Annotated in this window: 26 protein-coding genes; 18 read left to right on the top strand and 8 right to left on the bottom strand. The window is 39.2% G+C overall.

The genetic code is table 11. The features are described from left to right. Positions 1–157: 157 nt before the first annotated feature. From AB9K32_RS14685 to AB9K32_RS14630, 12 genes are all read left to right on the top strand, one after another. Positions 158–1,648 (top strand): hypothetical protein, encoded by a 1,491-nt coding sequence (locus AB9K32_RS14685; RefSeq protein ID WP_369885599.1) that lies wholly within the window; start codon positions 158–160, stop codon positions 1,646–1,648. Positions 1,649–1,653: 5 nt separating this feature from the next. Then, positions 1,654–2,079, top strand: a complete 426-nt coding sequence (locus tag AB9K32_RS14680) for a hypothetical protein (RefSeq protein ID WP_369885598.1) — start codon at positions 1,654–1,656, stop codon at positions 2,077–2,079. Between the two features lie 95 nt (positions 2,080–2,174). Then, the gene (locus AB9K32_RS14675) at positions 2,175–2,885 is read left to right on the top strand and encodes a hypothetical protein (RefSeq protein ID WP_369885597.1); all 711 of its coding nucleotides are present in this window, start codon (positions 2,175–2,177) and stop codon (positions 2,883–2,885) included. After that, positions 2,885–3,277, top strand: a complete 393-nt coding sequence (locus AB9K32_RS14670; RefSeq protein ID WP_369885596.1) for a hypothetical protein — start codon at positions 2,885–2,887, stop codon at positions 3,275–3,277. The genes AB9K32_RS14675 and AB9K32_RS14670 overlap by 1 nt, the downstream gene beginning before the upstream one ends. A 110-nt stretch (positions 3,278–3,387) precedes the next feature. Further along, positions 3,388–4,110: a hypothetical protein gene (locus AB9K32_RS14665; protein ID WP_369885595.1), complete on the top strand. Its 723-nt coding sequence runs from the start codon at positions 3,388–3,390 to the stop codon at positions 4,108–4,110. Continuing rightward, the gene (locus AB9K32_RS14660) at positions 4,085–4,654 is read left to right on the top strand and encodes a hypothetical protein (RefSeq protein WP_369885594.1); all 570 of its coding nucleotides are present in this window, start codon (positions 4,085–4,087) and stop codon (positions 4,652–4,654) included. The genes AB9K32_RS14665 and AB9K32_RS14660 overlap by 26 nt, the downstream gene beginning before the upstream one ends. Positions 4,655–4,775: 121 nt before the next feature. Beyond that, positions 4,776–4,919, top strand: coding sequence for a hypothetical protein (locus tag AB9K32_RS14655; RefSeq protein ID WP_369885593.1), 144 nt, complete (start codon positions 4,776–4,778; stop codon positions 4,917–4,919). Between the two features lie 137 nt (positions 4,920–5,056). Continuing rightward, a complete protein-coding gene (locus AB9K32_RS14650) occupies positions 5,057–5,242 on the top strand; it encodes a hypothetical protein (protein WP_166249572.1) in 186 nt (61 codons plus the stop codon). Positions 5,243–5,353: 111 nt separating this feature from the next. Then, entirely contained in the window at positions 5,354–6,130 is a 777-nt protein-coding gene (locus tag AB9K32_RS14645; protein WP_369885592.1) for a hypothetical protein, read from the top strand. Between the two features lie 7 nt (positions 6,131–6,137). Beyond that, positions 6,138–6,593 carry a hypothetical protein gene (locus tag AB9K32_RS14640; RefSeq protein WP_369885591.1) on the top strand — a complete coding sequence of 152 codons (456 nt, stop codon included), beginning with the start codon at positions 6,138–6,140 and terminating at the stop codon, positions 6,591–6,593. Between the two features lie 116 nt (positions 6,594–6,709). Continuing rightward, on the top strand, positions 6,710–7,195 hold the full coding sequence (locus AB9K32_RS14635) for a hypothetical protein (RefSeq protein ID WP_369885590.1): 486 nt from the start codon (positions 6,710–6,712) through the stop codon (positions 7,193–7,195). A 633-nt stretch (positions 7,196–7,828) separates the two neighbouring features. Then, positions 7,829–8,311, top strand: coding sequence for a hypothetical protein (locus AB9K32_RS14630; RefSeq protein ID WP_369885589.1), 483 nt, complete (start codon positions 7,829–7,831; stop codon positions 8,309–8,311). A gap of 784 nt (positions 8,312–9,095) precedes the next feature. Here AB9K32_RS14630 and AB9K32_RS14625 read toward each other — a convergent pair. Both AB9K32_RS14625 and AB9K32_RS14620 read right to left on the bottom strand, forming a co-directional pair. Continuing rightward, complete coding sequence (locus AB9K32_RS14625) at positions 9,096–11,210, bottom strand: TonB-dependent receptor domain-containing protein (RefSeq protein ID WP_224836088.1); 2,115 nt, start codon at positions 11,208–11,210, stop codon at positions 9,096–9,098. A 64-nt stretch (positions 11,211–11,274) separates the two neighbouring features. Then, complete coding sequence (locus AB9K32_RS14620) at positions 11,275–11,664, bottom strand: hypothetical protein (protein WP_369885588.1); 390 nt, start codon at positions 11,662–11,664, stop codon at positions 11,275–11,277. A 136-nt stretch (positions 11,665–11,800) separates the two neighbouring features. On the opposite strand from AB9K32_RS14620, the gene AB9K32_RS14615 reads away from it, so the two are divergent. Beyond that, entirely contained in the window at positions 11,801–12,235 is a 435-nt protein-coding gene (locus tag AB9K32_RS14615) for a hypothetical protein (RefSeq protein ID WP_224836086.1), read from the top strand. On the opposite strand, the gene gldD is transcribed toward AB9K32_RS14615, so the two are convergent. From gldD to mutY, 4 genes are read right to left on the bottom strand one after another with little or no spacing between them, the layout of a single operon-like run. Then, a complete protein-coding gene (gene gldD, locus AB9K32_RS14610; protein ID WP_224836085.1) occupies positions 12,236–12,793 on the bottom strand; it encodes a gliding motility lipoprotein GldD in 558 nt (185 codons plus the stop codon). It lies immediately after the preceding gene. Beyond that, positions 12,783–14,093 (bottom strand): gliding motility-associated protein GldE, encoded by a 1,311-nt coding sequence (locus tag AB9K32_RS14605; protein ID WP_369885587.1) that lies wholly within the window; start codon positions 14,091–14,093, stop codon positions 12,783–12,785. Before AB9K32_RS14605 ends, gldD begins: the two co-directional genes overlap by 11 nt. A 29-nt stretch (positions 14,094–14,122) precedes the next feature. Beyond that, positions 14,123–14,605 (bottom strand): single-stranded DNA-binding protein, encoded by a 483-nt coding sequence (locus AB9K32_RS14600; RefSeq protein ID WP_224836083.1) that lies wholly within the window; start codon positions 14,603–14,605, stop codon positions 14,123–14,125. A gap of 23 nt (positions 14,606–14,628) precedes the next feature. Beyond that, positions 14,629–15,666: an A/G-specific adenine glycosylase gene (gene mutY, locus AB9K32_RS14595; protein WP_369885586.1), complete on the bottom strand. Its 1,038-nt coding sequence runs from the start codon at positions 15,664–15,666 to the stop codon at positions 14,629–14,631. Between the two features lie 124 nt (positions 15,667–15,790). Here mutY and AB9K32_RS14590 point away from each other — a divergent pair, with 124 nt between their 5' ends. The 4 genes from AB9K32_RS14590 (at position 15,791) to AB9K32_RS14575 (ending at position 20,842) form a co-directional block, all read left to right on the top strand. Then, a complete protein-coding gene (locus AB9K32_RS14590; protein WP_014032385.1) occupies positions 15,791–16,081 on the top strand; it encodes an HU family DNA-binding protein in 291 nt (96 codons plus the stop codon). 272 nt (positions 16,082–16,353) lie between these two features. Beyond that, positions 16,354–17,904: a ribonuclease E/G gene (locus tag AB9K32_RS14585; protein WP_252080877.1), complete on the top strand. Its 1,551-nt coding sequence runs from the start codon at positions 16,354–16,356 to the stop codon at positions 17,902–17,904. Between the two features lie 90 nt (positions 17,905–17,994). Then, positions 17,995–20,349 carry a glycogen debranching protein gene (locus tag AB9K32_RS14580; protein WP_369885585.1) on the top strand — a complete coding sequence of 785 codons (2,355 nt, stop codon included), beginning with the start codon at positions 17,995–17,997 and terminating at the stop codon, positions 20,347–20,349. Between the two features lie 7 nt (positions 20,350–20,356). After that, positions 20,357–20,842 carry a regulatory protein RecX gene (locus tag AB9K32_RS14575; protein WP_369885584.1) on the top strand — a complete coding sequence of 162 codons (486 nt, stop codon included), beginning with the start codon at positions 20,357–20,359 and terminating at the stop codon, positions 20,840–20,842. A 3-nt stretch (positions 20,843–20,845) separates the two neighbouring features. Here the strand turns inward: AB9K32_RS14575 and AB9K32_RS14570 are convergent, their stop codons facing one another. Both AB9K32_RS14570 and AB9K32_RS14565 read right to left on the bottom strand, forming a co-directional pair. After that, positions 20,846–21,715, bottom strand: a complete 870-nt coding sequence (locus tag AB9K32_RS14570) for a cupin-like domain-containing protein (RefSeq protein WP_369885583.1) — start codon at positions 21,713–21,715, stop codon at positions 20,846–20,848. Positions 21,716–21,902: 187 nt separating this feature from the next. After that, on the bottom strand, positions 21,903–23,735 hold the full coding sequence (locus AB9K32_RS14565; RefSeq protein WP_369885582.1) for a TonB-dependent receptor plug domain-containing protein: 1,833 nt from the start codon (positions 23,733–23,735) through the stop codon (positions 21,903–21,905). A gap of 91 nt (positions 23,736–23,826) precedes the next feature. On the opposite strand from AB9K32_RS14565, the gene AB9K32_RS14560 reads away from it, so the two are divergent. Beyond that, positions 23,827–25,323, top strand: coding sequence for a PLP-dependent aminotransferase family protein (locus AB9K32_RS14560; RefSeq protein WP_224836076.1), 1,497 nt, complete (start codon positions 23,827–23,829; stop codon positions 25,321–25,323). Positions 25,324–25,363: the final 40 nt, after the last annotated feature.

Below are 25,363 nucleotides of genomic sequence, written 5' to 3'. Positions count from 1 at the left end.
ATGCGGTTTAAATTAAAGTTCTTAGTTTAGTCCCAACACAAATCCCCATTACTTGTTGAGCGCAGCAAAAGTGTATTCGAACACAACGTTCGTATGCCGTGTGTTGCGGTGATTTTTTAAGGTTCCCCAATCTTATTAATTATTAAAACTTGACAAAATGAAACAACTGAAAAACCTACTCTTCACAATGCTATTGGCCCTGTTGGCCTGGAACTGCCAAAAAGAAGAGTCCAACAACTACCCTGAGCCAATCCAAGAAGAGGAGGACAATGTACGGCTAAGGGCATTGACCATTGATGAGCTGCCCGATTTTTCAAGTTCCATAGCGCAGCAGACCTCCAAGGTGGGCTGGGCCTCCAAAAACGATGGCTCGGACGTGGTGCTGGACGGCAGCCGTGTACTGGCCGTAACGGACTCGGTGGGCAATACCACCTACTCCCTGCGGATGTACGTTGCGGATACGCCCCATAATGTATTTTACAACGTGGTGGCCAAGCAGACCCACGAAGGGGTGCAGAACGAACCCTTTGTTCTGCGTTATGAGGTGGACGAGGACTACTGGCCCGAATATGTGGCGGGTCCAAGAGAGGAAAAACCGTTCAAGGGAACCATAGGGGTATATACCTTGGAGGCTTTTGGCCTGCAGATGGACCAGAACGGCAAAATGGGCGGCATACCGGAGCCCTGTTTGAGTGTAAATGCTGAAGGAGGCAACGGTGACAGTGGTAATAGTGGCGGCGGCAGTAACAGCGGAAATGAAGGAAGCTCAGGTTCCGGCGGTGGCGGGAACCATGACCCAGGCAACTATTACGACTATTGGAACTCTTATGCCCCGGACTATGGTGGAGGTGCGGGCGACGACACCGAGCCCTTTGTGGAGGTGGGCCAGGGAAAATTCGGCAAATTTGGGGACAACGGTATTCTCAAGGCCTCCCCAACGGGAAAGAGCGCCGACTGCCCCGAGGAGGAAACGCTGATTCCCATTAATGAGGAGGATGAGGATAAAATTATTGATGATCTCACGGGTAAGGCAAAATGCTTGAACAGTCATTTGACTCTTGGAGGATATTTAGAAGATTTGCTGGCTAATTTTGAAGGTGAATCTGAGTTCGACATAAAAATTAAATCTGTTAATACGGTTTATTCGAACCAAAGAGGTCTGTATGTAAATGGCCAAACAAGATATACCATAGGGCAAGATATTATCTACATTGACATTAGTACTGATAAACTTTCTACTATGCCGGCATTGGCCGCGGCACGAACTTTGATACATGAGTATATACATGCAGATATTTACCGAAAATTAAACACTAAATATCCAACAAACGGTGAATTAGACTTCAAAAAAACATATGAAAAATATGAAGTAGAGAAACACCATAATACCATGGCAGAATTATATGTTAATTCTATGAAAAATGCTTTAAAGGATTTTCACAAAAATGTTTTGGACGGTGATTATAATTATTTGACCAATAATGGCATAAACCCACTTCCAGATAGTTTTTACGAAGCTCTTGCATGGCAAGGATTAAAACAGCACAATGTTAAAGCCTATACAGATTTATCCGATAGTAGGAAGACCGAATTAACAAATAGTTTGAATACATATTACCATAGTACGACCAAAAACTGCCCTAATTAATAGTTATGAGATATTTTTTAATCTTGATTTTATCGATGTTTTTTAACTGTGGTTGGGGACAAAAAGTACCCAAAGACACCTTGTATTTTAATTTTGATTCGAATTATATCTCGGCGGAAAAAAATCATGAAGGTGTTCATGCTTTCAGATTCAAGACTGAAGAGCTGGTTACATCAGCGTTTGGACCTATTATAAAGGAAGATTTGTTCTTCTTCACTCAATCAGGTTTTCCGCCAAAAAAATATAGTTTAAAACCAAAGAGAGTTTATAGTCTACAAAAGTTCCTAAAAAAGAAGAAAATCTTTAGAGACGCTTCTACTGGAAAACTGGATGCCTATAAAGTAATGAAGTATTTTGATGAATTCGTTGTGTTTTTTCTTGTGGACGACGAGTTTCTCAAGGTCAATGTCCATACATCTTTGTCTGAATGAAAATCATAATATCTGTTTTTCTCAAAACAGTAAACAATTGATTGTTTTCTGAATAATGAAAACTTAGTAGAGGTGACAACGAACCCTTTGTGGAGGTGGGCGAGGGAAAATTCGGCAAATTTGGGGACAACGGTATTCTCAAGGCCTCCCCAACGGGAAAGAGCGCCGACTGCCCCGAGGAGGAAACGCTGATTCCCATTAATGAGGAGGAAGACGAGGATAAAATCATAAACAACCTTACAGGGAAAGCCAAATGTGTTTATGATAAATTACAGAGCACCAACCTTAATGAACCTGGAATTATTCAAAGTACATATATAAATTTTGATTCAGGTTTAACCTATAATGATTTTCATTTATCCTATGAGGAAGGTGACTTGCCCGGTAATATTGCAGGTCAAACACAAGTTGTCACAAATAATTATTACTCCATTACCCTGGATGAAGATAAAACGGCCAACAGATCAACTCTGGAAGTTGCCAATACAATTGTTCATGAGTCCATTCATGCATTATTATTAAAACATCAATTTGGAGATGGAAGCGATTCTTTTTTGGACATATTTTCAAATTACATTGAACAAACCACAGGACTGAATGACCTTCATCATTCGATTATGCGAGACAAATATATTTTACCCTTAGCCAATGCGTTAGCTTTGTATGACGGGAATAGGGAAGAAAGTTTTATATATGAGAGTTTGGCATTATCAGGTATAGTAGAAAGTCTGTCCGCTCAGCAACAAAGCGATTATGAATTTGCAGTTCAATATGTAAGAGCAAGAAATGAATTAAATTGTGAATAATGATTTCAAAGAAAAAGGTGTTTATTGTAATTGGTCTCGCAATTATTACAATAGTTGGATTGACTTTAAATTTTGGTTTTTTAAAAGCCAAAAAGGTCTACGTTGAGGCACCCTTGGACTTCAATCCGATCTCCGGTTTTCCAGTTACATTGGAAAAGACAGAAAATGAGCACATTAAATTATATCCCGTTTCAAATCCGCGCCCTATCCTTGTAAAAATGGATTTAGAGAGTAAAATCATCACAAGTGATTCCCTTTTGGAATTTTTGTATGATGGCCCTCTTTATCAAATGTATTCTGACAATGAATATAAATTTTTCCTTGTAAGTCAAAAAAAGGATGGTAGTGGAGTGATTATTCAAGTTAAGCCAAGATTGACGCTTTATGATTGATTAATTTATTCTCTGGCATGCACTAGCTTAAAGAGCTAATTATATGATGAACGGGATATAGGACCCCTGTTACAAACCCTTGGAATCCGACGGCAACGGCTCCAACGGAAATGGCGGCGGAGGAAACGCTGATTCCCATTAATGAGGAGGATGAAAAAATTGATATAGATGTATCCGTTGACCCTTGCGTAGAAGGTATTATTAACAAATTAAAAACCAAGGACATGCAAAACCTGACCGTTCCCGACATTGGACAACTTGCAGGAACGGGACATCTATCGCAGGGCATCTTGGATTTGTTTGATTCTTCTGGCAATTATGATTTGGTTTTTAAGGTTGACGAGGCAGGTTATAGCAACGGACAACCGAGAAATGCTTTTACACAAAAAACAATCGGAAAATCTGAATGGACTATCAACTTAGATGATGACTATGTCCGGAATGCGACCCAATTGGCAATTGCTAGAACTGTTATACATGAGAGTGTACATGCGTTTTTGGGGTATACATTGAATGTTAATCCGAATTCGGATCTTAGTACCAAGATTAGGGAGTACTATAATAACTTAGGAGCGCAACAAACTTTAAGTTCAGGGGTGAAAATCAATCTCACAGAACATGAGTTTATAGGGCAATACGTTCAAGGGATGGCAAAATCCCTTTCAGTTTGGGACAATGGGAGACAATCCCAAAATTATTATGAAAAATTGGCGTGGGCAGGACTGGAAACTTCATCTGCATATCAGGCACAGCCTAATAAAACAGAAATTCAAAATGCAATAAACAACGAACAAACTGCCAACAATAATGCAAAAGGAGAAAAATGTCCATAAAATGATCACTAAAGCAAAATACCTTTTTATAATCGTCCTTGTCTTTTTTATGACAATGTCATGCAATACCATGAAAATCAATCCCTCAAACGAGGCTTATGAAGTAATAAATTCATATTACGGTTCTAATGGTCAAAAATCATTGGCAAAAAGAACAATAGATATAAGTTCGTATAGTAAAGGGCTTGATGACATATCTGCTTGGCAAGACGCAAATAACGACCTAGGCAACATGGACAGACCAAGGATAGATTTTCCATTCATGTTTAATAGTGATGAATTTTCGGGTGTCATCAAGAAGTTTGTTGGACAGGGCACCGTTAAGTTGGATAAGAAGAAACTCAATGGAAATATAGAACTTAAACAGAAAGCAAAAAACAGTATTTCTTTTCCATATATTTTCACCAATAATGGCACTAAATACGCATTGATGTATGTAGAAGTCACTGAGGGCCCTGAAAATGCAACTGGTGGAATAACAATGTTCAGATTGGAGAAAGGTGTTTGGAAAGATATTTTTTATTTTCACCTTTGGATCAGTTAAGTTGTGTTCAATTCAGTGATTGAAGGCCAAATCAAGGTGTTGGCCTCTACGACACTCAGGCAGATCAACCATTCAAGCCATTAAACATTTACTATCTGTCTGGGACAACAAACAACAGAGTATGGAATACTATAAGAAACTTTGTTTGGCGCAGTTGGAAAGTTCATCAGTCTATCAGGTTCAATTAAATAAAAATGAAATTCAGGAAACTATACAAAATGAAGCTACAAATTCAGTCAATGCAAAAGGTGATGGATGTAATTAAAAAGGTTTGTTTTAAAAACAGTCTCAATCTAATTCTGTTGATTCCTTTAATTTTTATTTCATGCAAAACAATGGGGGTAGCTTACAAGGGCACAATGGGCAGTTATGAAATTGTAATTAAAACGAAATAATGTATAAATGAAAACGATATATTTTATTATTGTGACCATTCTATTCTTGGTCGTGATGTACATATTGGGAGTGGAGAAAACCTCCACATCTGCTATGGAATGGAAATCCTTTAAAATGGATCCGAAGATTCTGATTGTTTCGGTTTTGCTATATAGTGCCGCTCTCTATATTTTGTACAAAATAAAAATATAGGTTGGATAATTTCGTAGAACCCACGATCCGCGCAGCTACTATGATTATTGGAACTTTTATGCCCCGGACTATGGAGGTGGCGTTGGCGCCGGTACCGAACCCTTTGTGGAGGTGGGTCAAGGAAAATTCGGCAAATTTGGGGACAACGGTATTCTCAAGGCCTCCCCAACGGGAAAGAGCGCCGACTGCCCCGAGGAAAACACCCTGCTGCCGATTAATGAGGAGGAAGACGAGGATAAAATTATAAACAACCTTACGGGTAAGGCAAAATGTGTTTATGATAAGTTAAGTGCTACAAATAATATGCAAGAATTATTGGTGGACTTCTTTGGTAACGATGCAGAGTTTGATTTGACTTTTCAATTGGTTTCTAATTTAGAATGCGGTGATTCTAATAATCCAAACGGCTGTACCTCTGCAAACTATGACTACAACAGTAAGAATGTTGTAATATCAATAGATGAAGATTTGGCCAATAGTCATTCTATGTTGATTATTGGTAAAACCATTGTTCACGAGGCGGTGCATGCAAACTTGTTCTTGGCAGTGAAAAAGTTAAATGGTGGTATAGTTCCCAAGGATGTGAAATTTGAGTCATTATATGAGCAGTATCGCGAGAAAAAGGGGTGGCAGCATGAAATGATGGCCGAAAATTATATCAGCTTAATGGCTGAAATTATTGAGGATTTTCATTCTGAATTGAACGATGACACATTTAAAAATTATTATGATGAATGGAATTGGAATGATTTTTACACTAAACTAGCATGGACTGGACTAAAAAACACAACAAAGGGCAATCAATATTATGAGCAAAATGGAGACCAAATAAGTATTTATTATGAAGCAGCAAAAGTCAACTCAACCAAAACGATAGATTGTAATTAGTAACATCATGAAAAAGGAATTAATGACCCTATGCTTTTCAATTGCCTGTCTATTGACTAATCTTTCTTCATTGTATTGTCAATCCACAACTAAGGATTCAACTGATATAACTGAGTATTATATTTTAATAGACGCTTCAAACCCAAACTTTGATATAAAATATAATAAGAGTGGCCATCCCATTAAAATTTCAATGTTCATAGCTAGGAAAGATTTGGACTGGTTTAAAATTGTATACGACCCTATTAATACTACTGCTTTATTCAATGGTGGGCACTCACACACATATAAAAGGAAAGATCAAATTGGTAAATTAATAGACTACAATTGGTTAATGGAATCCCAAACAGTTTCCAAAATAATACATAGGACAAATAAACATAAAGTATTTTTCATTCAAAAAACGGAAGACAAGAGATTTTGGTCAGTATATGAAACGGGAATAGTTATAGAATTGGAATAAGACTAAATGAGTGTTTATCATTTGCCAAAGTCAAATTAAAAAGACGACTTAGTTTAACTTGTATTATGTTCCTATAAGCCAATGCACTTGTTTCAATGTTTTTTAATAATAAAAATATGAAAATTGAAAGCTTGATAGGTAAGAACATATTGAATGTTCCTTTCGAATACAAAGTGCTTGATTCGGTGGGTAATTCTGGTTCCATTACCTATTTGATTACTGGTGCCAAGCAGGAGTTTTATACCAAACCATTGAAACATATTTTGGTAAAGACCGATGAGGAGGGAGTTATAAAACAGTTATTGACCGATTTTCAAGGTATTGTGGATGAAGAATTCTATCGGTTTTTGGTACTTGAACTTGGAAAGGCCGATTTAATGCTTAAAAACGAAATTGAAACCCAAAGAAAGGTTTCGAAAATTGATGGAATAACTATCACCGAGACTAAAAGTACTTTAAAAAAGTGTGGCATTGAGAACAATCCTCTGTTTATTGTATGGGATAATCGCAAATTGAAGCTGATGCTATCTGTTATCAGGGAAAGCAACAAAACAGAATTGACGATAGGGGATATTCCTTTTACAAAGGATACAATCAAATAAATAGAGTTGGAACAACTATTCATTAATATTAAAAGGCCATCCCAACTGGCAAGAACGACGACTGCCCCGAGGAAAACACCTTGCTGCCCATTAATGAGGAGGATGAAACTGAAGACCCCAGTTGCGAAAGTTTTGATTATTATAAAGTTGGCAATACAGGTGTTCAGGTGCCCGGTGTAAATGGTGTTTGGGATGTAGTCACCAAATGGGGCAAATGCCCTGGTATTGGTGTTGCAGCATCATATCAAACATACTATTTTCATTTACCCGCTTACTGGAACCCAAATTATGCAGCTGCATTTTCGATTTGTAGAAATGGTTTCAGAAGCAACCTTGCAGTCAAATTAATACGGGTGTACTTGCATTGAAAATGGATCAGTTTATAAAAGAAAATTTCCAAGAAATTGGAGGGCAGGCAACAAGAAATGCCCCTTTGGGTTGGTTAGGAACACCGAGACAATATAAAGAAGATTGGTCGGGTACTGATGATTGTTATTAAATTTATATATGAATTCAATTTCGTGGTATTTAGTTTTATCGTGCTTAATCGCTCAGACAATGGTTATCGATGAAAGTGTTTTATGTAAATCGTTCTCAGATGTGTTTAAAGATTCTACTTACATAGAATTAAATATGCACAATTCTATAGATTCTGGTCTGACACCCTATGACTATTGCACAGTTAATGGGATGGCAGGCCAATATCATTTTCTGGGATTTTCTGTAGAAAAGATAGCCGCCAAGGTAAAACTGGGAGAGGATAAAAAGTTCAAAGAAATTCTTCTAATCCTTAAGGTATGGGATATGGAACAATTTTATCAAAAAGTTGTAGGCAAATATGGTATGCCCAATACATCCAGCTTATCTAAATTTTATCTGGAAAAGCATGGATTTAAATTACCTATTGAGGTGCGAAAGGATTCTTTGGATAAATATTACGAAGAAATGCCAAAACCAGAGGTAAAGAACTTCCATGAAATTCAAAGTTTGGCGTGGTACGATATTAACAAGAAAAACAATTGTGTTTTAACCGACCTTTTGATCAAAAACAGGACAAATCCCACCAACAATTTCCAAGAAAAAGAGATTTGGGTTTCTTTTAAACACGCTAGATGATTTATTTTATCATCACAACCATAGTATTTGTGGTTGTTCTTTACATTTTGGGAGTTCAAAAAACTTCAACCTCTTCAATGGAATGGGCTCTCAATGTTTTCAAATGAAATACTTTATAAATGAAACAAAAAAGGTGGAGTTTATCCACCTTTTTTATTTTCTGCAACTTTGCCCATATTTCACTCTCTCCTTTGTTTTCTTGACATTTATCAATAATCGAGCTCTGTTGAACATTTCAACCAATTAAAGAGGGTTTCATCTAAAAGCTTGGGTTCAAAATCAACTCTTGACTTACATTTGGAGGACCATAGCATAAGTAGGTTAAGTTCATGGTAAGATTTGGGGAAAGAAGCCGGAGCATGCTCCGGCTTCTTTATGTTTGACTACCAAGGTTTTAACAATTTTATCGATGAACTGCACATTTTATTTTTACTTCCAAAAGCAAAATATTTTTTAAAACCCTTTGTTATTTTACACAATACCAGTATTTTAGTCGTGCCATAGCATAAGTAGGTTAAGTTTATGGTAAGATTTGGGACGAAAAGGGTGAGGACTTCCTCGCCCTTTTCTATTTTATAAACATGAATAAGAATTTTTGTCTTTTACGGATAGTCGGTAATCAATTGAGAAAGAAGATTATCTTTTAGAAAAGATGGAGTAATTACAAAGACTTTCGAAAATTACGTAATCAAAACTTTGCAATTATGAGTTCTTATTTCTAGGAATACAATAAAAAAAGCGCCCCTCATCAGGACGCCTTTTTTAATCGATAGCACTTTTGCTCTTAAAATTTATATTGAACAAATGCGGATAGATTTCTTCCTGGGTCGTTAATGGGCACTCGACCAAAATCAGCTTGATTCACAAAAGAAAAGTTCAAGTGGTTATTGTAGGTCGCATCAAAAATGTTGGATGCAGCTACACCCACTGTAAAATGTTTGAATGGTCTTGCACCAAAGCTCAAATCCACAACACCATAACCATCTGTAACCTGCTCTCCAAAAGACAGTGCAATGTCCGACTGTTCCGAAGTAAGGGTATAAGTGGCCTTGGCCCATATTCTCTCTTTTTCAAAATTAAAGTTAAAACGTGTCACTAGAGGTGGGGTCAACGGCAGGGATTCATTCAAATCCTTGTTTTTTGCATAAACATAGGACAACTCTGTTTTAAAGCTAAAGTCCTCCAAAAATGCCAACTCTCCATAAACTTCGAATCCTGTTTTGTATGCATCGTCCAAATTCACGAACCGTTTAACTTCGGTCGGTTCTGCCATTGGCATATATTTTTTGTCCAAAGTTGGGTCAATTACCGGAACAATATAGTTGTCGTAAATGGAATAATAAACCGATGCTCCATAGTCCAAACGGTTAAAAAAGTAATTCTCAAAGTCTGTTTTTGCTTTGATCCCCAGCTCAAATTGATTATTTACCTCGGCATCCAGATTGGGATTTCCCACATATTCGAATGGGTCCTGCCCCACAGTAAAGTGGTTGATATACCTCTCGATCATGTTCGCCGATCGCATACCTCTACCAAATGCCAACTCTAACAAGACATCCGAAGACACCATATATTTGAAGGAGGCTGTTGTACTTATATTGTGCTCGGTTCGAGTATCCAAATCGGGATATTCTGCGATAAAATCATCGGAAGGGTCATCGGATTTGGAACAAACCATATCGTACCTTGCCCCGACGTTGAGCAAAAGCTTGGTGGATAACGGATATTTTGCCTCTACGAACAATCCGTAATCATCTATTTGGGAATCTTGCCAAACACCATCCACAAACTCCATGGGAGCGGGCAGTGGATCTCCCGTCATCATGTTCCTTTTCACCAAACGGGTTCTTTCACCCGTTCTTCCTACGGAGAATGCATCCAATCCCGTGTAGAGCTTTATATCTGAACCGGGGCGCCATTCCAATTCGACCCTGCCACCAATTGTAGTCGCATCCACTTCCGAAACTGCCTCTGTCATCATAAAGCTAGGTCTCAGTTCGTTGGTCATTACATGATCTACCTTGGAACGGTACACCTTAGCGTTCAAGGTTTTTAATCCATCGGAAATATTGTCCAATTTATAATCTACCGAAAGTACGTTGCTATCGTCTATTTCGGTATCCATGGGCAGACCGGCATGCAGCACATCCCTTCCGAAGGATTGTCTAAAACCAACTTGCAATCTTTGGTTTTCCGTTGGATTAAAGCCTACTTGCACTCCATAATCCGTACTTCTGAATGATGATGGTATTTCGTTGCCATCCCCATCTTCGTAATTTCCAAAATCACGATACCCAAAGTTCAGGTTTACATCGAACTGCTCTCCAACATATTTTAAATTAGCGAAACTTGTAAGGGCGTTTCCATTGTTCTCGCCACCAAAATTAACGGTACCATGGTAACCTTTTGCTTGCTTTTCCACCTCTTGGGTCACCAAGTTTACAATTCCACCAAAAGTTGGACCATACCTAAAGGTATACGGCCCTTTTACAACTTCTACGCGTTCAATCTCCTCGGGAATTACATGGGTGGTTATGGGATCCATTCGGTTGGGGCAGGCATGCATAACTTTGGTACCGCCATTGAACTGGACATTCAATTGCTCGTATTGGGAAGCACGAAACGATGGGTCTATTGCATAATTCCCCCGTTTGATCAACCCAAAGCCATTAATGTCCTTGAATAGATCGGCTACATTTTTGGATTGCACAATTTTTCGCGCCGGCTCACTTTTAAAGGTAGAAAAAACAGGGTCTGTCTTTCTCTTTCCTTCTACCAGTACTTCGTCCAATTGCACCGGCTCTTTGGTCAAGGTATCTTGTTCGGTAGACTGTTGCGCGTACAGCACACCGGTACCCATAAGCAAAACACATAGTTTTGCCAGTATACTTTTATTCATTTTGATTATTGTTTAAGATTTAACATGCATGGTCCAGGCTACAGACCATTTTCAGAAAAAAACCTTAAACCCTTGGTGGTTCTAATGGGGTATCGGTAAAACTATATGTGTAGTGATCCTTGTGAAAAAATACGTTTAGACCGTTTTCATCACTACGGAAAAGAAAAACTTTAGGCAATTCCATATAAAACACCAAAACCTCCTCCCAACCAATTTGTGGAAAGGGCTCGTCGTCTTCGGTTTGTGCGTTGAGCATTTGTGCCAAAACACATTTTCCATCACAGTTCAATTCGGGCACATCCTTGTTTTCGCAAAGTTGTTCTACAAAACCTTCCCTATCCAAACTGTAATACACATACATGGACGAAAAACGAAGATTGCTCATCAGTATTAAGCTGATGAACAAGCCCGTATAAACTGTTCTAAAATTGAATATGGAAACAATTCTTCGCAAAAACATGAATTTGAAAGCAAATATATTCGTAGTCCCTATTGTTTTTTATGACAAAAATCATCTTGCCGGATTTAATGATTGCGAATTGTATGATAGTGTTTGTGGTATGGTTATTTTTGTGCAAAATTTGTACACAATGAAAAAATTCCAAGCCATTTTAATTTGCTCTGTCCTATTCTTGAGTTTTTCCTGTAAAGAGGAAAAAAAATCGACGGAAGAGTCCTCCCAAATGAAAAAGGTAATGGCCATCCATGACGAGGTAATGCCTAAGATGAGCACCATAGGAAAGCTTGTTGGCGAAATAAAGCCAAAAGTGGATTCCACCGAAATGGGACAGAATTACGAAGTAGCCATGAAGGATCTACAAGAAGCCAATAGGGCCATGATGGACTGGATGAAGGATTTTGGAGACAGGTTTGACCACGAAGAAATATTGGAAGGAAAAGAGCTTTCCGAAGAAAAGCAACAGTGGCTGGACGAAGAAGAGGAAAAGGTAAAAGTGGTGAAGGACAAGATCAATGGCAGCATTGAGCGCGCGCAGGCACTGCTTGCCAAGGATACTGTGCAATAATCAGTTTTTCCATTCCAGACTTTCCATAATTTTCCTGATATCGTTCTGCAGATATATAGCGGCCGGTAAAATGGAATCGTAATTGGGTTTTGCGTAAAAATACAGGGATCCGGTTACAAAGTGGTTAATACTGTCCGTTACATAAAACTGGGATTGCGATGCGGCATTACCGCTTACTTCGTAAAACATCCCATAGACCTTTTTCTCGGCATTGATAAAAGGTTGCTCAACAATATTGTCGGCCTTGACCACATGTTCGTACGACAATTTTTGTGCATCTACCAATAAGGTATCCAGGTTACCCCGCACAGGCTTGTACGTTAAATATATAGACCCGTTCATAATAGGATAGTCCAGAACCAAAGAACAATCCTTGTTTTCTTTTATATTGGAAAGTGTGTTCTTATTAAAGGTGTATACACAGTCGGCATCGGTAATTGTGTATTGGGCGGTTGGATAATCCAAATGCAACATGGCCTTGGGCTTTGGCAACACATCATCCTTACAACTTAAAAATAGGGAGGTTACCATAACTAAAATTAAAATTTTATGTTTCATGTGGCAATGTAACTTTTATTCGTTTTAATCTTTTCTTGTCCATGCTCTCCACAATAAAGCGGTAGTCCTTGAACATAACTTTTTCTCCGATCTTGGGAAAACTGCCCGATATTTCCAACACAAATCCCGCTATGGTCTCGGATTCTCCTTTCTTGCTCTCGAACTCCTCTTCTTCTTCAATTTTTACGACCCGATAGAAATCCTTTAAGGCCGTTTTGCCATCGAAAACATAATTATGATCGTCCAATTTGGAGAATACCAGATCTTCGTCGTCGAACTCATCACTAATATCCCCAACGATCTCCTCTATTATATCTTCCAAGGTAACAATTCCAGAGGTGCCGCCATATTCGTCCACGACCACGGCCAAATGGTTCTTTTTTTCCTGAAACTCTAGCAACAAATCGTCCAATTTTTTGTTTTCCGGGACAAAGTAAGGCTCTCGTATCAAGGACATCCAGTTAAAGGTTTTTCTATCGATATAAGGCAAAAGGTCTTTCACGTAAAGTACACCCAAAACATTGTCCATATTTTCCGAAAATACCGGAATTCTAGAATAGCCGTTTTTCTTTATCTCCTCGATTACCTCCGGGAATTTCATTTTCTCGTTGACGGCAAAAATATCTATCCGCGGTCGCATTACCTGCTTGGTGTCGGTATTGCCAAACGTTACGATGCCTTCCAATATTTTCTGTTCTTCTTTGGTGGTATCCCCCTCGGAGGCCAGTTCGAGCGCTTGCGATAGGTGATTAATGCTTAAATTGGATTTTTTCTTTCCCAACTTATCTTCCATGTATAATGTAATCGACCGCATTGGGGAACTTAAAGGGGTAAATATATAATTGAGTCCTTTTAGTGGAATGGCCATAAAATGGGAAAACTGAACACGATTGCGGTTCGCGTAGATTTTGGGCAGGATCTCACCGAACATTAATATTAAGAAAGTGGCCACTACCACTTCCAATAAAAAGCGCAAGGTTCCTTCGATTTCTTCAAAAATGGTATCGCCAATGGAACTAAATAGTAGAACAATTCCAATATTGATGGCATTGTTGGTGATCAGTATGGTGGCCAGCAACTTTTTGGGCTTGTCCAACAATTGTACAACAAGTTTGCCTCGTTGGGAATCGTTTTCCTGCATTTCGTTCAAATTGGTCTGCGAGAGACCAAAAAGTGCCACTTCTGCGGCCGAAATTAATGCGGAGCATGCCAATAGCAGTACCAGCACAACAATTTTTAAGGTGAAGATTCCACTAAAAGTGGTAAGATAAATTGCCAAACTATGGGGCTCGGGATCCAATTTAATATTGCTTTTTTAATCTTTAGTTCTTAGAATGGTAGGTCGTCATCCTCTTCTTCTGAATTTTGAATAGGCGCCGAAGGTCTTTCCTGCTTGGATGGTTCTTGGTAGTTCGAAGACGACGGGGATGTCTGTGCATTCACCGTTCCTCCTTGTCCGGCGGACAGGCTTTCCTTTTTGGTCGTTAAAAAGGTAAAATCCTGTACGTGTACTTCGGTAGTGTATCGGGTATTTCCGTCCTCACCCTGCCATTGTCTGTTTTTTAAACGGCCCTCTACATATACTTTATCGCCTTTGCTCAGGTATTTTTCACAAATTTCAGCAGCCTTGTTCCGTACCACAATGTTGTGCCAATCCGTATTGGTAACCCTTTCGCCCGTTTGCCTGTTGGTATAGGTCTCGTTGGTGGCCAAGGGAAATCTGCCGATACAATTGCCTCCTTCAAAGTAGTGTACTTTGACTTCGTCCCCCAAATGCCCGATCAGCATTACTTTGTTTAATGTTCCGCTCATATTTCTTTAATTAATCAAAAGTACTAAATTTTAAATGTCTTGATGAAATCAGCTATTAAAACTGGCACAGGAAACCCGCCTATCTTTTTCCAGGGCGTTCCCTCCTCTAAGATATAGGAAGTTTTTAGGATCCAAAATTTTGTGTACAAATGTTGATGGGACAATTTGTGCACAATGGTTTCATTATTATATAAGGATAAGGACTCATATTCCGGCAATTGGCCATTACCTCGGATCAAAAGTTTTAGTTCCTCCGCCTTAAGGTTCTTATCGGACTCTACAAGGGGAAACTGATACAGATTTTGCCAAATACCCTTTCCTGTTCTTTGCTCCAAGATGGTATTATTTTCCGGATCGATGGGAATTACATAATTAAAATAGCGGTTCTTTACCTTGGTCTTGTTCAGTTTTAGAGGTAGCTCACTCACTTTTCCATCTTTGACAGCTACACAACTTTCCTGCAAGGGGCACAATAAACAGTAGGGTTTTTTGGGGGCGCATTGTACGGCTCCAAATTCCATTATACCTTGATTGTAATCCCTAATGTTCCCTGAATCCATTACCTCTCGGGCCAATTCCTTAAAATATCTGATGCCCTTGGTACTATTAATAGGTATATCTACTCCAAAATATCGGGACAATACACGATATACATTTCCGTCCACAACCGGTTCCGGAGCATCAAAACAAAAAGATGCAATGGCACTTGCGGTGTAATCGCCAACCCCTTTTAACGTTTTTAACTCTTTATATGTATTGGGAAATTGGCCATCAAAATTGTTCGCTACTATTTTTGCTGTGGCATGCAGGTTTCGCGCTCGGGAATAGTATCCTAGCCCCTGCCATAGTTTCAACACTTGTTCTTCTGGTGCTTTGGCAAGATCTTGAACCGTTGGGAAAGCATCAACAAATCGCAAATAATAGGGCATACCTTGCACAACGCGAGTCTGTTGGAGTATAATTTCCGATAACCAAACCTTATATGGGTCACGTGTTCTTCTCCATGGCAGATCTCTCTGATTTTCATGGTACCAATTCAGGATTTTTTGGGCAAAACTCATCAAAGAAAGTAATAAAGGTCAAATGTATCAGTTTATATACTTAAAATTAAAGGGTTAAAGGGAAAGATTAATTATAATGTTTATATTTGCAAGCCGAAAAAAATTAGAAAATTAATAAGACGAAATGACGAAAGCAGATATTGTAACTAGGATCTCAGAAAAACTAGGTATTGAAAAAGGAGACGTGCAAGCGACAGTTGAATCCTTTATGGAGGAGGTTAAATCATCTTTAGAGAATGGAGACAATGTTTATTTAAGAGGTTTTGGTAGCTTTATCATCAAGACCAGAGCGGAAAAAACAGGTAGGAACATTTCCAAGAACACTACCATAAAAATTCCTGCACACAATATTCCTGCTTTTAAGCCGGCCAAAGTATTTGTGGAGGGCGTAAAGACCAATGTACAAGTAAAATAATATAATTAACAACTCAAAAGCAAGAGCCATATGCCGAGTGGAAAAAAAAGAAAAAGACATAAGGTAGCCACGCACAAGCGCAAGAAGCGCAGAAGAGCTAACCGACACAAGAAAAAGTAGTTGTTTCAACTACTTTTTCGTTTTACCCAATTACGTTCTTTGACATAGAGATTCCAAAAACGAATTTCAATCGGTTCGAAAAATAACCGATTCCATATATTGTTTAATCATTTGTCCCAAAATTCATGTGGGATAAATTAAAATCGATTCAGGTGAATAGAGAATTAATAGTAAGATCTACGCCGGAAGCAGTCGATTTTGCCTTATTAAAGGATGGAAAATTAGTAGAATTACACAAAGAAGAAGACAACAACAACTTTTCCGTAGGGGATATCTTCCTAGCCAAGATTAGAAAACCCGTAACGGGCCTTAATGCGGCTTTCGTTAACGTAGGTTATGAAAAAGATGCGTTCCTGCACTACCATGACCTCGGACCGCAACTGTCTTCCATGTTGAAATTTATCAAAAAAGCTAAAACAGGGAAGTTAAAGGACTACACCCTAAAAGATTTTCCATTTGAAAAAGATATTGACAAGAATGGCAGCATCAACGATGTATTAAAAGCCAATCAGTCGCTACTCGTACAAATTGTAAAAGAACCCATCTCCACCAAGGGACCAAGAATAAGCTCCGAGCTTTCTATCGCTGGGCGATACTTGGTAATGGTGCCTTTTTCAGATAGAGTTTCGGTATCCCAAAAGATAGCGAGCAAAGAAGAAAAGGACCGACTTATTAGACTTGTAAAAAGTATAAAACCCAAAGGATTTGGTGTAATTATCCGTACCGTAGCAGAAGGCAAAAAGGTTGCAGAACTGGACAAAGATCTCCAGAACTTGTTATCCAAATGGGTAGCAATGTGCAAGAAATTGCAAAGAGCGCCCCATCCATCCAAAGTATTGGTGGAATTGAACAGGGCCTCCTCCATCCTTAGGGATGTATTCAACGATTCCTTTACCGGAATCCATGTTGATGATGAAACGCTTTACAACCAAATCAAGGATTATGTGCACGAAATCGCACCAGAAAAAGAATCCATTGTAAAGCAATATACCGGTTCGGCACCCATTTTTGAAAAATTTGGTATTGAACGCCAAATAAAAACCTCGTTTGGCCGAACTGCATCCATGAGCCGAGGGGCTTATCTTGTAATTGAGCATACCGAAGCGCTGCACGTTATAGACGTAAACAGTGGTAACCGCTCCAACAAGGCAAAAAACCAAGAGGATACAGCATTAGAGGTAAACCTATTGGCCGCTACCGAAATTGCAAGACAATTACGATTGCGGGACATGGGTGGAATCATCGTTGTGGATTTTATTGATATGACCAAAGGCGATCACCGCAGAAAACTGTACGATCACCTTAGGGAAGAAATGAAGGACGATAGGGCCAAACACAAAATTTTGCCCCCGAGTAAATTTGGACTTGTTCAAATTACACGACAAAGAGTGCGTCCGGAAATGAATATAAAAACCAGCGAGGAAAACCCGAACCTGGCGGGAGCCGAAGTAGAAGCTCCCATTGTGTTGATCGATAAGATCCAAGCGGACTTGGAAAGAATTCTAAAACAAAAGCAAAAAAACAATGGAATTGTTCTTAATATCCATCCGTTTATTGCAGCTTACCTTACCAAAGGGTTCCCATCTATCCGTTCCAAATGGTTCAAAACCTATAAAAAATGGATAAAGATCCAACCAAGGGATGCTTACACGTATCTCGAATATCGTTTTAAGGATAAAGACGGTAAAACAATACGAGCATAATACAAAGCGACTCCATATTTTTGGGGTCGCTTTTTTGCTTTTATACATTTCCGTTCAAAGCTTTATTTTTGAAAGACAAGCACAATTATTATGAAAATTAGAATCCCCTTGCTTTGCTCCTTATTGATTTTGGCCTGTACCCCAAAATCTGAACCGTTACTTTCCGACATATTGAAAGAGACCCCCAGTATTTCGGGGAACAGCGAATATTTGTCCTCTCCTTTTGTTACGGCCGGGAACAGAGTTTACATGGTCGGACATCAAGATGGCACCTTCCCGCCTTTGGGTTGGCACATAAAGGGCGAAATGGGTGGAATATGGAACCACCCCATTAAACTTATGGATGGCTTTGATGCAGAACTAACTGTGAACGCAAACACATATTTACTCAACAAGGCTTCGGAATTTGTGAACTACCCCTTTGCCAACAAACACATTTTTGAACTTGAAGACGATACCCTAGTAATTGAGCGAGTTCAGTTTGTGCCCGATAACATTCAAGGCATTTCGATACAGTTCATCATAAAAAACAATAGTTCCAAAAATATAGAAGGACAATTAAAATTCACTGGGCATACCAATTTAAGACCCACATGGCTAGGGGAACAATCCAAAATGTTGGACACCAAAGACTATGGGGTTTTAAAAGAAAATCACTGGTTGGTAAAAGACAGTTTAAATCCATGGCACAATGTTTTTGGGTCGGACCAAGCCCCAATTGCAACACAGGAAATCAAAAGTGCAAAACAACCCAACGGTACTTCCCATTCTTTAACCTATACCGTTCAAGTACCTTCTAAATCCGAGCAGGTTATCAACTTTGCCGTAGCTGGCTCTTATACTTCCGAAGAAATTGCACTAGATCAATACAAAACCATACTGAGCCAACGCAAAGACTTGTTTCAAGAAAAGAAATCCCGCTACGAAGCGCTTGCAAATCAGTCCAAGCTGACTATTCCTGACAAACACTTACAAGAAACCTTTAAGTGGTTAAAGTACAATTGTGATTGGTTGGTGCGCACAATTCCAGAAATAGGAACAGGGATTGGGGCCGGTATACCGGATTACCCCTGGTATTTTGGGGTCGATAGCGAATATGCCCTAAAAGGCTACATGGCCATTGGACAGGATAAAGTAGTTGAACAGACCATAGAACTTTTGGACAGTGTTTCCATGGCCGTTAACACCAACGGTAGGATTCTTCATGAAATGTCCACCAACGGAGTAGTTTTTAATAAAGGCAATATTAATGAAACTCCCCAGTTCACATCGTTGATATGGGAAATATACAAATGGAACGGCGACAAAGAATTTTTGACCAGGTATTTTCCGACCATAAAAAAGGGGTTGAATTGGCTATTGGAAGAAAACGACGACAACAACAACCTTTTTCCCGATGGCTTTGGAATGATGGAAATCCATGGACTTGACAGTGAAATGATCGATGTTGCCTCTTACACCCAACGAGCTTTTGCCGATGCTGCCCTGATAGCCGAAGAATTGGGCAATTCGGAATTGGCCAAAAAATATCAAAATTTGGAAGATGAGCTAAAGACAAAGATCAACGAACAGTTTTGGTCGGAGACGTTTAATTCTTATGCGGATTTTATTGGAACCGATGACCAAGCCCTTCATTTAATAGAAGATGCCTTGGTAAGGGCGGACACTTTGAACAAACCTTGGGCCATTGAAGAGCTGGAGGCCACCAAACAACAAATTTTGAGCAACCCTTCCGATACACCCAGGCCTTTTGTGCTTTATCATAACTGGGTGGTGAACACTCCCATGGAAATGGGAATTGCAGATTCCACCAAAGCGATTTTGGCCTTGGACAATGCCACAAAATTTACTAATCCATTTGGAGTTTTTGTAACAGGAATCGATCGTGATGAAAGCGCAGGCGAGGACGATGGTTCCTTTGAAGGCAGCAAGGTATTTTCCTATACCGGTGCGGTAATGACACTCCCAACAGGGGTACAGGCCATTGCCGAGAACAATTATGGCCGTCCAGATCGAGCTTTGGACTATTTACAGAGAATGTCCCGCACTTTTAGCTATGCGCTACCGGGAAGTATCTACGAAGTTTCCCCGGATTACGGAATGATGACCCAAGCTTGGAATATTTATGCCTTTGCTGTTCCCATTGTAAATCAATTTTTTGGAATTCAACCTATGGCGCATAAAAAAACTATTGTTATTGAACCACAGATGCCAACGGAATGGGGCGAAGCATCTTTGGAAAATGTAAAAGTAGGGGACAATACTGTTTCGATTTGGTACTCTGGCAGCAAAATCAAGATTCAACAGACTCGTGGCGATTGGAAAATAAAGCTCGTATTGCCCGAGGCAGATTATATGGCAACCGAGGGCAATCCAGAAAGGACCACAACAAATGGAAAAACCATCCTTACTTTTTCGGATAAGGACATTGTTGTTTCCAAATAGGCAATCTATGAGATCACAATTTTCCGGACAGAAGTTTTACTCCATCCAAGAAGCAACCCAAAAAATGGAACGCTACTGTGTCTACCAGGAACGATGCCACAAAGAGGTAACGGAAAAACTAAAAAATATGAACATGATCCCTGAGGCCATAGATCAAATTATTGGGCATTTGATACAGGAAAACTTTTTGAACGAGGAACGTTTTGCAAAGGCATTTGCACGTGGAAAGTTCAATATTAAAAAGTGGGGGGCAAACCGCATAAAAAATGAGTTAAAGTATAGGGACATTTCTGCCTACAACATAAAGAGCGCCCTGGCCGAAATCTCCGATGAAGATTATTTAAGGACCTTGGATGAGCTGGCCAGAAAAAGATTAGACCAAATCAAGGAAACCAATAGCTTTAAAAAAAAGAAGAAATTGGCAGATTATTTACTCTACCGTGGATGGGAGAGCCATTTGGTCTACGAAAAAACCAACGAGCTGATCAAGTAGCTATTATTTTTGGAGCAATAGCTTTTGTGTTCGCTCCACGGCCTTCTCGTTCTTCCAGTCTATCCATTTTTGTCCTTTGAATTTTCGCATAAGGTTATCAAAATGCCTCATTACAAAAATATTGTAGACCGCTTGGCCAAAATTCCTGGGTTTTCTGGCAACCGCCCTCAAGCTCATTGAAAATCCGGGCGTTATATATTTCATATGATGCCAATATCCTTCCGGGATGTAAAGGACATTACCATGTTCCAACTCTGTTGTGTGCCCTTTTGCATGTTGCAGGGCGGGCCATTTTTCTAAATCCGGATCGGCAAAATCAATATCCTCCCTGGTAATCAAGGAATGCGGGATTTTATAGAGGTATTTGGTCTCGGATTGCGAAAAAAGAATGCACTGCTTTTTCCCTTCAAAATGAAAGTGAAAGATATTGGCAAGATCTATGTCATAATGCATAAAGGTATGTGAATCCTCCCCGCCAAAAAATAGCATGGGCAACCCTTTCATTAAACGCAATCCAAAATCCGGGTAGTAAAAGTCTTTTTGAAGTACCGGAACTTCTTTGAGCACGTTCCAAAGAAAAATTCGGTATTTTGTTGGACCACTTTTTAGTAAATCTACATAATCGGACATCTTCATTTTAGCGTGCGGCTCATTGAATCCTTCGTCGTGTTTTACTGGGCGATCATCGTACAATGGCACTTCCTTGTCCCCTGCCACCTCTTTTACATAGTCCAAGCTCCATTTGGAATATGCAGGCCAATCCTCAATAAAGCGCTCAATGACTACTGGCTTCTGGGGCTTGAAATATTTTTGGACAAACTCTTTCTTGGAAAGGGTTTTTTCCCGAGGTATCTGTTCAAGATTCAGCTTCAAGATTTCAATGAATTTGAAACCACTAAATTAAGAAAAGGATTTGAATGGCCTCCAATCCAACTTTTTGAAATTGTTTTTCCCATGCCTCGCTTTAGCTTCAATACTTGACCACGCTTTCGGGGGCGACCTTTGTTCCTACTACATTCCATCCTACTCATGTGCGATATTACAACACAAATTGGAGTGCCTATCTAAAACTATAACGCAGACCGAAAAGCACGTTGATCGGCGGCATGGGCACAAAACCCGACTCTATGTAATCTGCATCGAAAATATTGCTAGCCGTTATGGTAAGCTCAGCCTGATTTACTTTAACGGCCAAAGAGGCATCCCAAACATTATAGGTTTGTCCCGTAGTACGTTCTGCGTACTTATAAACTATATTCTGACGTACATTCTTGAACAATTGCGTACTTAGGCGTGTGGTGTATTGATGTTTTAAAGTGTTCAAAGAATATCGCGATAATGCTTCATTCTGATCCAGAATATTATCATCCAAAAAAGCGTAGCCTACATTCAGTGTCTGAACAAAATCTTTGAACATAAAATTATAGGCGGCATCCAACTCCAGACCTTTGGTATTTACCTCTGTAATATTAGTAGCTGTAAATACGTCTTCAGAAATATCGTTTCTGATATAATCTATAAGATTATCCGCATCTCTGTTAAAAACAGCGACACTAGCGTTAAACTTGATTGTGGTATACTTTAAGCCTAATTCTTGTGCAAAAGCTTCCTCTGGTTCCAAATCTGCGTTTCCACTAGTAACAGGGTCGTTATAGAACAAATCGGTATAGGTAGGAACGCGGTAAGTATAACCTATGTTACCATATACTTTAAAATTGTTTGTTAGGCTATACCCTATATCCAATCCGGGAAATCCTTTAAACTTAAAATCTGAAAAGTAGGTGAGTGCCACACCTGGTGTAATATCCAGCTTATTGTCCGCAACACTAAAGCGGTGCTCTAAAAACACATTGGACATAAAACGATCTCTATTACCAAGGTTGTTACTTCTTAAATAAATTTTGGAAAACTCTACCCCAAAACCTGTAATTCCCAGTTTAGAGAGGTAGGATGCATTGGTTTCCACTCCAATTTTATTGGAAATATGCATGTTCCTATAAAAACTCGGTTCGTTTCTTCTCAATAAAAATAAATCTTGATTACGTTTCCAGTAAATTCTTGGTTGTATTTTAAGCTTGTTATTGTTAAAAGTGGTAGAAAACGCCAATAGGCTGTTTTGAGTTTCTTCATACTCATTAAAGGTAGGATTGGTGGTGTAAAAATTCTCGGCCCCAAAATTACGCTCCATAAATGTAGCCGTCATTTCTATAGGTTGGGCATTTTTATTGAAAATACTTTTTAAATAGTAATTGCCATTATCATAATCCGAGTTATTTCTATAACCTTCGGACGTTATCCTGCCCACATGTATAATATGGGATGAGTTTTCCTTTTCCACGCCAGCCGTTACGCTACCATTCAATTGTCCAAAAGAACCTGCCTCTACATTTAAGGACACCGAATTGTTCAAATTCTTTTTGGTAATGATATTTATTGCGCCTGCAAATGCATTTTGACCAAAAACGCGTGCCGCAGGTCCTTTTATAATTTCAATTCTTTCTATTACCTCCAATGGTAATGCAGCATTCATGGTATGGTGACCGGTTTGTGCATCGTCCATTTTTACACCATCAATCAATAATAAGGTCTGGTCAAAGCCGCCTCCTCTTATGTACAAGTCGGCTTGGCTACCCCCGGTACCGCGCCTCCTAATATCTACGCCCGCGACTTGTTGTAATAAATCCGCAACATTAACTGCAGCACTGTTCTTTATATCACTAGAGGTAACTATGTTTATGGTTCTTGAATTTTCTTTAAAAGGAAGATCGATACGATTTGCGGTCACTACAACTTCGCTCAACGAATCTACTTTTACAACAGCATCATCTTGCTGTGCTTTTACCTGAGAAACACCCGTAAGTAAAATCGCAGAAAATAAAATTGATTTCTTCATAATTGGAATTTATAACCGGTTGAAAGTTGTTCAATTAATGCTGCAAAAGTCCTAACTTTCCGGACGATTAAACTAGTCCAGTTTTAAAACAATGAATAGTCCGGTTTTTGAATTATTGAATCAGCTGGTATCGATAGATAAATCCTTGGTTCAGCCTGTATATGTGCAAGTGGCCCAACAAATTATGAACGCGATACAAAGAGGCTATTTAGAAAAAGGCAGCAAGTTACCTGGGACACGAGGGTTAAGTGAGTTATTGGGCGTTCATCGGAATACGGCTGTGGCCATTTACGATGAATTAGCTTCGCAGGGATGGGTAAACATTATACCCAATAGAGGAACCTTTGTCGTGGTCCCGGAAAATTCCAAGGTAAAAATCAAGGCAAGCACACAGCACATCAATCGGGCATACGAATATCCAAAAGCCCCCGGGTTCCCGTTCCAACAATCCTTTAATCTTTCTTCAACAAAAGAAGAGACTACCGCTAAATATGCTTTAAGCGATGGTAAGCCCGATTTAAGACTGCATCCGGTGCATCAATTTTCCAGGTGGTACAGTGCGGCAATGAAACGAAAACCGTTGATCAACAAATGGAACAGAACAAGTGCTTTTGCCCCTTCCATTTTTAGCACGCAACTGTGTAATTACTTAAATGCCACTCGAGGATTTCATATTGAGCCAACCCATTTATTAAATACACGAAGCACGGAAATGAGCTTATATATTGTTTCGCAGGTGCTAATTAATCCGGGCGATTTGGTACTGGTAGGTCAACTGAGCAATTATGTGGCCAACATGATATTTCAGCAAGCAGGGGCAAAAATAAAAACAGTGCCCGTAGATGATGAAGGCTTGGATATTGGTCATATAATGGAACATTATTTACATGAGAACATTCGTTGCATCTATGTTTGCTCCAACAGGGACTATCCCACAACAATAACCTTAAGCACCAAAAGAAGGTTGCAATTGTTAGAATTGGCCAAAATTCATGGTTTTGCTGTAATTGAGGACGATTATGATCATGATTTTCAATTTGAAGGAAGTTCCATGTTGCCGATGGCAAGTTCAGATGCGGATGGAAACGTTATTTATTTGGGCAAACTAGGTCAGTCTTTATTTCCGAGTTTTCATACTGGGTTTGTTGTTGCGCCAGAACAGGTGATAACCGAAGCCAAAAACTACCTTCAATTATTGGATGCCCAAGGAGATTTAATACAGGAACAAATGCTTTCCGAATTGATATCCGAAGGCGAAATATACCGGCTCAAGAAAAAAAATATAGTCACTTACAAGCAACGTAGAGATACTTTAAGCGCTTTATTAAAGCAGCACTTTGCCAATATCCTTGACTGGCGAACACCTTCTGGAGGATTAGCTGTGTGGTTGCGCTTTAAAACTCCGATATCCTTAATTAAGCTTGCCGAAGAAGCTGAAAAACTGGATTTATTTGTACCAAAAACCATCCTCTATCAAAATAAGGCTACCTGTGCCATTCGTTTTGGGTATGGACATCTAAACGAGGAAGAACTCAAAATCGTAATGGAAAAATTAAAACAAGCTTATCTGCAGGTAGTAGCTGCATAAAACAAAAAGAGACCATATAAAAATGGTCTCTTTAAATGGT

It is taken from the genome of Allomuricauda sp. XS_ASV26, assembly GCF_041224615.1.
Lineage (GTDB): Bacteria > Bacteroidota > Bacteroidia > Flavobacteriales > Flavobacteriaceae > Flagellimonas > Flagellimonas alginolytica.
The sequence above is the reverse complement of the archived record's forward strand: the minus strand, read 5'-3'. Positions and strand labels throughout refer to the sequence as shown.

Excerpts from the sequence above, each read along its gene's own strand:
- AB9K32_RS14685 (WP_369885599.1), top strand. The coding sequence starts at position 158 with ATGAAACAACTGAAAAACCTACTCTTCACAATGCTATTGGCCCTGTTG.
- AB9K32_RS14680 (WP_369885598.1), top strand. The coding sequence starts at position 1,654 with ATGAGATATTTTTTAATCTTGATTTTATCGATGTTTTTTAACTGTGGT.
- AB9K32_RS14670 (WP_369885596.1), top strand. The coding sequence starts at position 2,885 with ATGATTTCAAAGAAAAAGGTGTTTATTGTAATTGGTCTCGCAATTATT.
- AB9K32_RS14665 (WP_369885595.1), top strand. The coding sequence starts at position 3,388 with ATGGCGGCGGAGGAAACGCTGATTCCCATTAATGAGGAGGATGAAAAA.
- AB9K32_RS14660 (WP_369885594.1), top strand. The coding sequence starts at position 4,085 with ATGCAAAAGGAGAAAAATGTCCATAAAATGATCACTAAAGCAAAATAC.
- AB9K32_RS14655 (WP_369885593.1), top strand. The coding sequence starts at position 4,776 with ATGGAATACTATAAGAAACTTTGTTTGGCGCAGTTGGAAAGTTCATCA.
- AB9K32_RS14650 (WP_166249572.1), top strand. The coding sequence starts at position 5,057 with ATGAAAACGATATATTTTATTATTGTGACCATTCTATTCTTGGTCGTG.
- AB9K32_RS14640 (WP_369885591.1), top strand. The coding sequence starts at position 6,138 with ATGAAAAAGGAATTAATGACCCTATGCTTTTCAATTGCCTGTCTATTG.
- AB9K32_RS14635 (WP_369885590.1), top strand. The coding sequence starts at position 6,710 with ATGAAAATTGAAAGCTTGATAGGTAAGAACATATTGAATGTTCCTTTC.
- AB9K32_RS14630 (WP_369885589.1), top strand. The coding sequence starts at position 7,829 with ATGCACAATTCTATAGATTCTGGTCTGACACCCTATGACTATTGCACA.
- AB9K32_RS14625 (WP_224836088.1), bottom strand. The coding sequence starts at position 11,210 with ATGAATAAAAGTATACTGGCAAAACTATGTGTTTTGCTTATGGGTACC.
- AB9K32_RS14615 (WP_224836086.1), top strand. The coding sequence starts at position 11,801 with ATGAAAAAATTCCAAGCCATTTTAATTTGCTCTGTCCTATTCTTGAGT.
- gldD (WP_224836085.1), bottom strand. The coding sequence starts at position 12,793 with ATGAAACATAAAATTTTAATTTTAGTTATGGTAACCTCCCTATTTTTA.
- AB9K32_RS14600 (WP_224836083.1), bottom strand. The coding sequence starts at position 14,605 with ATGAGCGGAACATTAAACAAAGTAATGCTGATCGGGCATTTGGGGGAC.
- mutY (WP_369885586.1), bottom strand. The coding sequence starts at position 15,666 with ATGAGTTTTGCCCAAAAAATCCTGAATTGGTACCATGAAAATCAGAGA.
- AB9K32_RS14590 (WP_014032385.1), top strand. The coding sequence starts at position 15,791 with ATGACGAAAGCAGATATTGTAACTAGGATCTCAGAAAAACTAGGTATT.
- AB9K32_RS14580 (WP_369885585.1), top strand. The coding sequence starts at position 17,995 with ATGAAAATTAGAATCCCCTTGCTTTGCTCCTTATTGATTTTGGCCTGT.
- AB9K32_RS14575 (WP_369885584.1), top strand. The coding sequence starts at position 20,357 with ATGAGATCACAATTTTCCGGACAGAAGTTTTACTCCATCCAAGAAGCA.
- AB9K32_RS14565 (WP_369885582.1), bottom strand. The coding sequence starts at position 23,735 with ATGAAGAAATCAATTTTATTTTCTGCGATTTTACTTACGGGTGTTTCT.
- AB9K32_RS14560 (WP_224836076.1), top strand. The coding sequence starts at position 23,827 with ATGAATAGTCCGGTTTTTGAATTATTGAATCAGCTGGTATCGATAGAT.